At 35.9% G+C, this 12,474-nt stretch carries 10 protein-coding genes; all 10 read right to left on the reverse strand.

Annotation, left to right across the window (positions count from 1 at the left end):
• Positions 1 to 4: 4 nt before the first annotated feature.
• The 10 genes from AAC155_RS06165 to AAC155_RS06210 all read right to left on the reverse strand — a co-directional run bounded on the left by AAC155_RS06165 (position 5) and on the right by AAC155_RS06210 (position 12,440).
• Positions 5 to 1,270, reverse strand: a complete 1,266-nt coding sequence (locus tag AAC155_RS06165) for a hypothetical protein (RefSeq protein ID WP_113041426.1) — start codon at positions 1,268 to 1,270, stop codon at positions 5 to 7.
• Between the two features lie 2 nt (positions 1,271 to 1,272).
• On the reverse strand, positions 1,273 to 1,824 hold the full coding sequence (locus AAC155_RS06170) for a hypothetical protein (protein ID WP_113041427.1): 552 nt from the start codon (positions 1,822 to 1,824) through the stop codon (positions 1,273 to 1,275).
• Positions 1,793 to 2,656, reverse strand: a complete 864-nt coding sequence (locus AAC155_RS06175; protein WP_113041428.1) for a multinuclear nonheme iron-dependent oxidase — start codon at positions 2,654 to 2,656, stop codon at positions 1,793 to 1,795. The genes AAC155_RS06170 and AAC155_RS06175 overlap by 32 nt, the downstream gene beginning before the upstream one ends.
• A 40-nt stretch (positions 2,657 to 2,696) precedes the next feature.
• Positions 2,697 to 4,463, reverse strand: a complete 1,767-nt coding sequence (locus tag AAC155_RS06180) for a B12-binding domain-containing radical SAM protein (protein ID WP_158536505.1) — start codon at positions 4,461 to 4,463, stop codon at positions 2,697 to 2,699.
• A 258-nt stretch (positions 4,464 to 4,721) separates the two neighbouring features.
• Entirely contained in the window at positions 4,722 to 4,844 is a 123-nt protein-coding gene (locus AAC155_RS06185) for a hypothetical protein (RefSeq protein ID WP_262405121.1), read from the reverse strand.
• 672 nt (positions 4,845 to 5,516) lie between these two features.
• Positions 5,517 to 6,350: a cupin-like domain-containing protein gene (locus AAC155_RS06190; RefSeq protein WP_191214772.1), complete on the reverse strand. Its 834-nt coding sequence runs from the start codon at positions 6,348 to 6,350 to the stop codon at positions 5,517 to 5,519.
• A gap of 123 nt (positions 6,351 to 6,473) precedes the next feature.
• Positions 6,474 to 8,897, reverse strand: coding sequence for an acylase (locus AAC155_RS06195; RefSeq protein WP_113041431.1), 2,424 nt, complete (start codon positions 8,895 to 8,897; stop codon positions 6,474 to 6,476).
• Between the two features lie 2 nt (positions 8,898 to 8,899).
• Positions 8,900 to 9,856 (reverse strand): TauD/TfdA family dioxygenase, encoded by a 957-nt coding sequence (locus tag AAC155_RS06200; RefSeq protein ID WP_228899654.1) that lies wholly within the window; start codon positions 9,854 to 9,856, stop codon positions 8,900 to 8,902.
• A gap of 60 nt (positions 9,857 to 9,916) precedes the next feature.
• Positions 9,917 to 10,660 carry an aspartyl/asparaginyl beta-hydroxylase domain-containing protein gene (locus tag AAC155_RS06205; protein ID WP_112894430.1) on the reverse strand — a complete coding sequence of 248 codons (744 nt, stop codon included), beginning with the start codon at positions 10,658 to 10,660 and terminating at the stop codon, positions 9,917 to 9,919.
• A gap of 112 nt (positions 10,661 to 10,772) precedes the next feature.
• Entirely contained in the window at positions 10,773 to 12,440 is a 1,668-nt protein-coding gene (locus AAC155_RS06210; RefSeq protein WP_113041432.1) for a cyclic peptide export ABC transporter, read from the reverse strand.
• Positions 12,441 to 12,474: the final 34 nt, after the last annotated feature.

Below are 12,474 nucleotides of genomic sequence, written 5' to 3' on the forward strand. Positions count from 1 at the left end.
TTCATTAGCTATTCTTCTCATAAGAAGAAGGCAATTTAACAAAGAAGGTGTAGATAAAATAACTCAACAAAAAAACAATAAGTCCTACGCAAAATGCCTTTATCACGCTATTCTCTTTAAAAAATAGGCTCCCTGCTATGGCAAATAATATAATGAAACCAGTAGTCATCGTTTCTACAAAGAGGAAGAAAATAACACTTTTCCTTTCATCAAACTCATAAAGGGCTGTATTGATCGCAATACGAGTCATAATAAGACCAACGGATACACCTATCAGACTAAAAAATGAAAGCGCAATAAACTGACTAGCCCCAAGAGGAGAAATTAACAATAAAGTGGATGCAAGCAATGAAACCAAGACTAATGACTGTTTTAGCTGAACACTGGTCTCGAACCGTTTAAGTCTGACCATAATTTGATTACCCATAACTGCGGAAAAAAGATAAATTACAAATGCAACAGATGAACTGCCAAGCCATGCAAGGTAATTGGGAAGATTAAGGTAAACCTGATATTTGTATAATAAACCAATGGAATACATGAGTACTATAGATTCAAATATATTTCCTGTAATAAAAAACAGGGAATTCGGAACGTTTAATTTTACTACCGATAGAAAGTCTTTGAATTTGTAAAATCCCAATACATTATTATTGTTTTTTTCTTTATGAATACAATCCAGATCCTTTTTAGATTGAAAAATCTGTATCAACCTTAATATCATGATCATAGAAAAAATTGCTATTGCGGCCACTTTCTCATTAAAAAAACCAATCAATACAATTGTTATGCCAAGAAGAACAAATGGCAATATCAATCTGATGGAAAGATAATATTTAAAAGAATTGACATAATCTGCTGGTTCTCCGATTTTAAAAATGCTCATCATATTGTATGAAGGTCTGAATGTCGTTTTTAAGCATCCTGTTCCAGCCGCATCACACACAAATGACATAATAATAATAAACCAAGCGAGATAAAAACAACCAATATAAGATAAAGCAAAACCCGCTAAAAGAAAAAATGCGGATAATAATTTCAACCCAAATCCAATTACAGTTGTTTTCGCTAACCCAAAATTAAAACTCATCAGACTGCCAGAGGCAAACTCGATAATTAACGAAATAACCAATTGGGAAATAAGTGTAAATTCTAGTGAAAAATTACCTAAATGTTCATTGGTTGCAATAAGAGCCAACTCAAGTATCGTTACACTCATAGCAACACTACTATACATAGCATCTGCTCGCGCAATAGTGAGAAGAACCATCTTTACACGCTCTCCTTGTAGATTACACCCGGCTCAGTCAGTATTGTCCTATATAAAAATGAAGGAGCAGAAGCACGAGCGTAAAACATAATACTCAAATAGAGTGACTCTAGATCATAAGGTACCAAAATATTTTTTTCATCCTTATTATCTTTACTATAAATATAATGTCTCCTTGGATGTTGATTCACATAATCTTCGTAGTCCAGTAATTCGACAAAGAGTTCATTACCTGAACTTTTTATATTGTTATAGAAAATATTACATGATGCTGTTGAAATACTATGGCTTGTAGAAGCTTTTATATGAAATTCATCAAAAACATCAATCAAAACACATTCATTAGAAAGAGAAAGAATATATTTCGAAACATAAATCCACCGTTTATGAATCGCACGAGTTATATCTAAAAACCGTCTGACTCTATCAAATAACAAGTGATTTTCTGCAATGGTTTGGTTGATATTAAACTCTACTAAAGCTCTTCCAGAATAAAGATTCGACATTCTCTCTAAGCTATCTTCATTCAGATGCAAATCTTGGTGACGTTTCATAAATAGCCTCCCAAATGCTATTAATGTTTAGTTTTTCAACTTGATGGTTAGCACCTTCTTGTTCAAGTAACGTGTTTTCTAGTCGTTTGCACCATGATTTACACTGTTTATATAACGAGATCAAATCCTCATCAAATGGATCTGAATGCTGATCTAACCACACCGATACCCCTCTCCATTTCCATTTTTTCATCCCGGAAATATGTATCGTTATAATTTTATCCCAAATTACATTATCCATATCAGGCAGAACAGTTGCATCGGACTCAAGTGTTCGGCAATACCCAATATAATGCCCTAAATCGAAAGCAAAATAAGCCTTTGATTCTTCACAAAGTTTAACATAATAATCCCAAAAGTTTATATCGCCTAATTCGCTATACACGGGTGGGTTTTCCAAAGCAATCTCTTTTTCAAAAAACTCTCGTGCAAACAAAATATTTTTTGCAGTTACCAAAATACCTTCCTCATTAAGTGCAGGATTCGTTTGATGAGGTCCTAGAAAAAGATCTCCACAACGCCATATACCAATATCCTCTTCTAGATAGGAAATAGGTAGTTTTTTTATCAATTTTTTTAAACTAAGCATTTCTTCCTTAATAAGCTTACCTGAAAAATTGATATCAACTGGATGAAAAGAGATCGTCATGTTACCCATATTAGCCATCGCGACAATTTCATCATCAAACTCATCCCATACCCTTGCCCCCAGACTAAAATGCCCAATTTTATGAAAGATGCTATTCCTATCTTTATTTTTTTCATGATAAACGAAACGAAGTTTTTCAATATCACCACTCACACCAATACACATGTCTTTTATCTCATCCATTGATTCCCCCAATCACTAATCTAATTTAAGAAAAAACTTATCATTGTGTATTATTGCCGTCCACGCTTTGTATCATCACAATTTCTCCTCTTCTTCCACCAACACCTACTGTTTCAATACCAAAATATTTTTTACTTATTCCAAAAAAACGGGTGTTCTCTTTTATGGTGTTGCTTATCACATCTGTGTAGATATTAAAATCTTTGACTGCGGAATTCATATCAGAGAGATCATTTGCATGACAAAGTTCCCACAATACTTTAAATGGAATGTGCCTCAAATATACATTCCTTAACGAAAGAGAAGAAGATAACAATTTATTTTTTCTATTGTTTCTTATTACCTCCAAATTTAATGATATCGCCTCTTCTAACTGATGAAGCCAAGGCTTAGCAAATTTATCGATGAATAAATGATAAATCTTTTTTACCCCATTATCACTAATAAGCTCTCGACTGTTAGGCAGCCTATTTAAACTGAATAATTTTCCTAGCTTTTTTTCGAGATCAATTCTAACTGGAGTACCAGGATACAACATCATTAAATTAAAATAATGATCAAGGGACTCATGTTCAGCCATACCAGATTTGATCAAAAATGTCAGATTCTCGATAATCTCAGTTTTTGTTTGATCATGGTAAAACATGATAAAATCTAATCCAATATCAATTTTATTTTCTTGTAACGCCCTAATAGCATCGATATTCTCCTGTACTGTCACACGTTTATTCATATATTTGAGTTGAGTTTGAGAACCTGATTCAACACCCATCTCAACTAACCTTAACCCCTCTTTAGCCAGAGTAGGTAATTCTTCTCGTAGACGAAGTAAATAGCGAACTGTAGAAGAAGAGCTCCATGTAATATCACCATTTCCAATCTGATGTAACCCTTTAGAAAAGGCTAATACTCTATCTTTCTTCACAAAAAAATTCGCATCCATCATATAGACATGCTGGAAATCGTACTTTTCGCATGCTTCTTTAATCCAATTAACCAAAATATCAGCATCCACAGCACGCCATCTGGGGCCTTCTGCATCTGCGGCAATAATCGCACAAAATGAACAAGTTAGTGGACAACCTCTACTACTGGTAAACGCGATAGCTTTTCTTTTTCGTCCATCCCGTCTGTCAGTAAAAATCAAATTTTGCAAGCGTTCTGAATCATATTCCATGAGAGGGTTTACCCACTCCTCTGAAGGAAGTTGGTATTTCTCAACTCTACTTACCTGCAACTGATCATTTCTGTCGAAATAGACAGCATTCACTATATTTTTTCTAAAATACTCAAAATACAAATAATTCTCTGCTGGTATTGATTCACCATACAGCTTTTTAAACTGCTGGAAAATCTCCGCCAGAATTTTTACAGAATATTCTCCCTCCCCTTTAAAAGCCACACTATAAATATCTCTCCCAGTTTGCATAAAATTTTCTGCGGCTAAACTTATATGCGGACCACCGCAAAAAAGGAGAGAGTTAGGGATTAGATTTTTAATTATTTTCCCCCAAACTAATGCTGTATCAACATGGCTGCTATAAATCGAAATCCCAACAATATCTGGTTTCCATTCAATTAAATCAGTTAATTCCTCTGTTCTGTCCTGAGTTAAATCTGAATAATCAAATATTTTTGTCTTGACAAAACTTGTATTTTTCTTGATATATGCGGAAATATTCTGAAGACCCAAAGGCATAATGACCTGCGGCCCTTCTCCATAAGGCAATGCAACTAATGCTAAGCGAATATTATTTTTACAGGACACTATATTATGGCAATGTAAATCTCTGAATACTTTGTTCATATGAAAATATTCCATCATGAGTTACTTGGCATAATATGAAAAAAAGTGGATATCTTTCAGCAAGTCGAATAGCCAAATTACTATCCTCAAAACTTTTCATAACCAATATTTTTTTTAGTTTTACCATTAATTCACCATTATGGAAAAAACAAAAACCTAGGTCTTCCAGACAGATAATATCATCCTTAACTTTTAAATACATATTTTCAAGCCCTTAGTGTAGCCTTACTCCTTATAAAAAGGAGTAAGGCTAAAAAATTAAAATTCAGGTGCTGTCTTACCCCCGATCGCTTCATAATCTACTTCAACAGCAGCTGTCTCAATATCCATATCAGAAGCAATTTCTTCAAGAATTTCTATGTTTGTTACTTGAGTGATCATAGATACATCCTCCATTGTTATTTATGTGTCATGCAAAATTGGAATTTTCATTACACATAAGTATTGTAGGTTTTTTTTGGCTGTCAAGTCGTTATTGTATTTAAATGTTAATATTCAAAATACAAATAGTCATGGTTATCATTACATGAAACTATTACTTGTAATCACCGATCATACACTGAACCTTAAGTATTAAACCTCTCAAAAATACCCTCCAACATATTGTCTTTATTGGATTTTATTTGTTGCAACTTCAACGCGTTTTCAAGCTGATTCCATTCAATCAATTCAGTTTTTAACTGAGAACTTCGTTGAAGTTACACCTGCGATTTTTCATGCCATTCCATATGGTGCTTCATTAAAAGCTGGCGATCCCGTTATTGGTACAACTGGACAACCTGCCACGTTTCTGCTCAATTCCGCTAAATGGCCAGTAATTGGAATAAAGATAAGCAGAGATAATAAATCATCGTTACACACATCAATTTATTGATATGCTGGGTTTCCATACTACATCATGGTCGTAGACGCAATATTAGGACGTTCACGACCATGTACCGGCAAGAGGAATTTATTAACCGTGTTGGGTGGATTCATTACTTATTATTTGAAAAAGAAGAAACCGTCACTGAATTTTTCCATTCGAGAGTGACGGCTTAAGCAGACTTAAGGTTAACTTAACTCAGGAATCAACATACGAATAAAATTTGCTTGTTCCGGTGATATATCATCATCGTTGTTTATGGAATGCTTAACAAGCTCCAAGTTCGTGTCATTAATAAAATTTTCAGTGATTGAAATTCCTGCCACCAAATTTTTAACTTGATGATAGTGTGTACAAGGCGTGAAAACAATATCACCAGGATTCTGTATACAATGAATTCCTTGAGCCTGAATGAAATCGGGATATAAGACCAGATCAGGGTTAAAAGCATCAACTTTGCCATAACCTATTTCCATTGCCTCTTCCGGCCCATAAAATACCCACTCTTTTCGACCACTAATCACCGCATTCCAAGCATGAGTAGAAGCAATATCCAAATGCATACGAGAGCCGCTGTTTTTAGGCCCCATATATATCCAGCGAAGTAATAGTAATGCTGCTTCATTATGCAAAATATCGTCTGAAACACGTTGACGAATTAAGCAAGAAAAATAGTCAGGGACCTCATAATCACTCACCAACGCTTTAAAATAGAGCGAAAACGGCCACGCAGAGGCGTAATAAGGATCAGGGTCTTCCACATCTTTTATATAATCAATATAGTCACCAAGAGACATATATTTATTATCTTTATTATTTGATGATCGAAATACTTTTATCAGGTGATGACCAAATTTTTGCTGAAAATAGTCCCATGTCCACTTTGTTCTTGCTACCCACTGTTCAGCGCCTCCTCGAATAATAAAAGGGACTCTATTCAGCATACAAGCAAACACATCCTCTATGGATGGCTCGGTGAACTCTACGCATTTCTGATAACCAGAATTAGAAAAATCTATCATATTTATATCGTTCCAAAGAATAAATAGTCTTTTCTATAACTGACTGAAATAACCAGCCAGTTATAATGCTTATGTTAAAAACATCAAAAAATTTCTTGTGAACCAGTGCCAAGCAATCTTAACTTAATGTTGGATAATTAATTCCGAAATAGTTGATTGCTGAACTTCTTCTAACCCATAAGGCAACGGCAATAGCTGTTTATAATGAGAATAATATCTGCTCTGATCTGCAAAATGAGGCGAATCAATATCAGAAGATTGCGAATAAGTGAGTAACCCGCGCGCATTAGGCCCTTGTTGATCAAATGCCACCAACATTATCCAACTAGAACCATAACGAATATGATATCCTTGATCAGTTAGCTCCGATTCCAATACTTCACCACTCACCACATCATTACCCACAGTATAATGATGTTTAGGAAATAGGGTTTCATCCCCATCCCATGTCGCGATCATATTAAAGCCGCCTTCTTCTTGAAATAATCCCGGCCAACTCATGCGATTACCTGCCGGTTTACCGTCAGGTGCGGTACTTTCAATAAATTGAAATTTACTTACCGGAGTATCTAAAGCCAGCCCCGTATTCTTCACATTAGCAACCGCCCGTGCTAACAAGGTAACAAGCTCTTCACTTTGTTTTAATTGGCGTGGCGTTGTTGCCGGGTGGGCTATATCAAACGGTACGGCAAAATGTTTTTGCTGATCAATTAAAAACGCTAATTCACGGAATATAATCGCGCCCCGACTATCCGCATTAAATTCACCGTTCCATTGTGATAGCAATTGACATGCCAGAGTAATATCCACCTTCATGCCATTCACCAATTTAATTAATCGGTTCTGTGTTTTATCACATAAGGAAATCACATCTTTTAATATCAGTTCAGCTAAATATGAACGCTCAGAGAATAACGCCCTCTCTAACTCCATGAGAGAAAATCGCTTATTATCACCCGCCGCATCCTCTATTAGTTGCAACCCCATACGAGTTCTGAACGACAGGGGTTTTTGTTCATTACCAAGAAGTGGAGAAAAACCTTCGAGCAAATGTTCCAGGTTCGTTGCCCAGTGAGAACCATTGGAATTTTGTACATAGGATGTTTCCACAAGTTGTGGGATCTGATCATAACCCAAGGCTTCGGTAAAAATCATTGATGATGCGTTACCCGGTAAAATAGTCACGCCATACTTCTCACGTGCCGCCGCTAGGGTTTCGTTATCATTCAATAATTGAATAGCTTCAAGAGATAATGCCGGTACAGCTCTATCACCAATAAAAATACCAACGCCTTCTTTACCGGTTAACAACGTGTTATTAAAAGCCAAGCCATTAAAATCTTTATAAGATTGTTTTGCATCGGCAAGACTATCCGCTCGATTCAACGCCAACCAATGATCAATCATATTAATATTGTAAAGATTGACATCTTTCACGACATAAAATTCAGACTCGGACCAAACAAAGTCTTCATTTTCAATAATGGGCCCAATATCAGTATAAAAATGATCTTTCGTGACAGTTTTAATACCGCTATCGGTTTTGACGTCAATATGAATTGGCTTCGACATTACCGGTTTAATAACGCCATCAATCACATAATTGAGCGGATTGTTAGCAACAGTTTGCATTTTGTAAACAATGACATGTTCAGCCGATGAATAAGTATGAGTCCAGGCAATGTTGTGATTAAATCCAATATTAACAATACCCGGGAAACCAATTAAAGACGCTCCCATAACATCAATATTTCCGTTCATGACATGATGCACTTGCCAAAAACGCATGTTGCCTTCATAAGGAAAATGGGGGTTCGCCAATAACATGCTATTGACCTCTTCAACTTTGTCACGGCCTAATGCCCAACCATTCGAACCAATGGAATAACCATCATTCCTAGATATATTTAAAGACAATTGTTTTTGATCATCTTTATTGGGATCAGCAGCATAATAATCAGCAAGAAATTGAGCAGAACCAGGAAATACCGCTATAGAAAACACATATGCCAGTACATCCTCACGTTGAATAGGTACTACCCATTCCTTATCTCGACAAGCTTTTGGTAAGGTATAACGCCCTTCCTTTACATGGGACAGGTAGGTATTATAACCTGCAACAAATCCATCAATAATTACCTGTGAATCAGTACTTAATTGCGGCCATTTTTCACGCGCCTGTTCCACCAAAGCTAAAGCTTTATAGCCGAAGTCCTGAATTAAATTCAGTGAGTCACCCACCTGATCTCTATCAGCACCAAAGAAACGCGCACGCTCCCCTCGAATGCGCACATAATTATCCGCCATAATGCATATATTATCTTGTGCCTGAGCATAAGCATTGCCAAAACTCAAGCTTCCCAAGTCTTGCGCATAAATATGAGGAACACCATAATGAGTACGAACAATTTTCGCTTCAAATGCTGTCGTCGTCTTTGCTGAATAACTTTTAAATCCGCCACAACTTATTGTCAACAAAATAGTTGACAGTAATGTGATTGTTTTAAATGATATTGTTTTAAATAATACTGTTTTAAATGATGTCATTTTTATTTTGCCCTTAATGTGCCTGTATAAAAGCAATCTCTGGCTTTGAATTTTGATTCCAATATTAATGCTCTGAGTAACCAACGATCATAACCATCGTATCGAGGTTCATATTCGCTACGCGCATGAGCGACTTTACGGTTATCAAATAGCAACATTTCTCCAGGAGATAATATAAAAGTCTCTCTATTTTCATTAATACACTGATTTAACTTTTCCAACGCGGCTTCTGCCTTTGGTGTTAAACAACGCATATAAGCTGGGTCAAATATCATTTCTGGCTCTTCATGTTGACTTAATATAGCAACACGACGGCGGCCAGCAATATTCGACACAAAGGTTGGATCGACATCGATCTCAAAGTTTGGTTCTTGCAATTCAGCAATGGTTTCAGCATCCAAATGAATATTCTTTGTTTGAAATAAGTAGGTTTCGGCATTTATATCGCCACGCAGACAATATAAAGCAACCCAGTCTGCTTTTGCATCATGGAAACCATCTTCAACATGCCATTCCAAAAACTCTTTATTTGTGCCTACTTGCATATTCTTATATTGTTCCATTGGAAAGACATCATCGATAAAATTAAAGTTCTTTTTATTGACAAACGAATAAATATACCCAATTCGAGATAAGAGCGTTGATATCAAAGTACGAACACCCGCTACCTCAGAACTATTTGTTTGTTCATAAGATAAAGGCGTTAAGCCAAGATCATCAGGGACAGGCAATCCCTTTATCAACAAATAATTTTCATTTTCTAACGCTCGAAAATCAAATAGTTTTTTCTGTAAACGCACAGGCAAATTAAATGATTGATAAAAACATTTCCAATAAAAATCTTCGAAATTATCAATGTCATATTTTAGAGAAGACTTTAAAAATGCCTGCTTTAAATATGTCTGTTCTGCTGAGTCAAGCTCAAAAATGAAGTCATCAAACTCTTGAATATCAGACACGATGCACTGCCCTTTTCTATTCATAATAGGCTGTCCTTCTTGAAATCCATTGGGTATAAACTAACCAAAAAGTTTACGAATACCGGTAATGATCAAAACCAGTGCTTCTCGTTCTGCAAATGATAAATTGGGATGCCAGATATCCATTAATAAACAAATTCTATGTTTATCTGAACGGTTATAAGCTTCATGCTGATAAGAGTAATCAAAAAGTAAACACTCTCCTTCTTTCCAACATCTGGCTTCATTCGCAACAATGATCTCACAATTGCTAGCAGGAATATCGACCGCAAAATGTAAATTAAGGGTGAAATTCCATAAATCACAATGCGGTTTAATCACCGTACCTGGTTGCAACACCGAAAAATGAACTTCCAATAGAGGACAATGCCAATCCCGTAATTCATTATTAAAAATATGCCATGTAGCAGGCAAAATATTGGCAACTGCGTTATTAGGCTGACCATTTTTAAATAAATATAATGCTTTCCAATCTTTTTGCGTTCCCAAATAGTGCTCATAATCGGTGATATATTGGGACTCACCACTGATGACTGCGTTAATTTCCTGTTTTATTTTACCCGCATTATTCATCAATGAGGTGACTAACGGTTGCAACTGCGGAAACGAATTCGTATCCAACCACGGCGTGGTAGAAAGACCGGGCATGATATATTTGGCATCTGCTTGTAATGGCGCTCTTTGTTGTAGTAAAGGATAAAACATATCCTCTACTCTTTTTAAACAGTCACTCCCATATTTTTCTCTAATTCCAGCCAATTGATCTTCAAATAGTTCTAACATGATAACCTCCTGATATTTATGCTTTATACCCATCATCTTTCAAGCTGCCTCTTTGTTGGCTGCACTCCTTTGCCGCCACGATCCATCTTGAAATCCATAGGGTATATTATGATTACATCTTAGCAATAGCGGGCTCTAAAGCAGTATTTTCTACTTTATCGGGGTGTACGTTGATTTCAATATTATCTACCAAACCATTATCCATCGTGATAACTCTGTCGGCGATATGAAAATATTTATCATCATGACTAATAACAATGATCGTTTTTCCATTGCGCTTCATTTCAGGAAGTAATTCATGATAGAAAAATTTTCTATAATTAGGGTCCTGATCGGCTGCCCATTCGTCAAACAAATAAATAGGCGCATCTTCCATATAAGAGATAACCAGCGCTAAGCGCTTACGTTGACCATGAGAAAGCTTAGTTGTGGATAATTTGCCATCTTTAACCGTGACTTTTGCTGCTAAATCCAATTTTTTCAGATATTGACGAGTTAATTCATCATCGGCAAGTTCACCTTTTCGATTAATTACCGTATCAAACAGATAAAAATCCGAATGAATAACACTGTACATATTCAGATAATTCTCTAGGTTATCTTTATTAACCACCTTATCATCTATGAAAATATCACCTTCAGATTTATTCAATAAGCCAATCAACAATTTGGCAAAAGTTGACTTACCGCTGCCATTACCGCCTTTAATAAGGATAATTTCGCCGCGCTGAATATCCAGATTAATCGGCCCAACAGAAAAACAGTTCCCTTCACCGGCATACTTAAAGCTAATGGAACGCAGGGAAATTCGAGACCATTCTTTATATTCTTCTGGGTTGGTTAACGTCGGCTCCATTGATAAGTTTTCAGAAAACCTCAAGCGATCAATCTTACGCAGAGAGATGAGCGCTTTTACTATGGTTTCCTGTGAGGACAGGATAAAATCAACAGGCCCCAGTAAAAAGGTCATAATAAAGATAAAGGTGAGAATATCGTTACTTTCCCCTATACCCCACATCACATGAGAAAATAAAATAGTACCAAGGACCAGAAATAATAGTATTTGCCCCCAATTCTCATTCAATTTCCAGAAAATTTCTGATTTAAGATCAGAGTCATTAATCTTTTCTAATGATGGTAAAACACCCCGATTAAAAAATGAATGTTTACGCTTTTCATTGTTATTAAGCTCTTTAACCCCATCCACCAGGCTTTTAAACTGCTCATGAAGATTATCATAATCATCACGATATATCTCATCATAAGCTTCGGCTTTGCGGATGAAATAACGCGAAACCAAAATCCCTAATGGCAGAATTACCAGCGTGACCATAAATAGTTCAATCGATTTGAATGCCAGAAAACCTAAACATGCAATCACTGTAATGACATGATAAATAAACTGCGGCATGGTAGAAATAGCCCTGGAAATATCACCGACATCAGATGTTAAGCTAGCCTGAACTTTATGTCCTCCGATACTATCCAAAATGGCATAAGGGGTATTCAAGATACGTTTCACTAAGGTACTACGAACTTCAAAAATAATTTTGATACTTAACTTTGTCATTAGGTAATTAGCAAAAGAGCTCACAATAAATAAACATGCTAGCCCGATAAAGAACCTAACTGTCCATGATAATAAGTCAGCACTAATCTGCTCCAATGCATCATCGGTAATCAAGGAAATTAACCAAATACTAAAGAAAGCGCTAAAAGCACCAACAATACTATTAAAAATAATTTTTAACCGATTGGCTTTAACCAAATCAGAGATCATCGAGATTAACTCCTAAATAAGATTTTATTATTGC

Origin of the sequence: Photorhabdus sp. HUG-39 (genome assembly GCF_963878365.1) — a bacterium.
Classification (GTDB): Bacteria; Pseudomonadota; Gammaproteobacteria; order Enterobacterales; family Enterobacteriaceae; genus Photorhabdus; species Photorhabdus kayaii.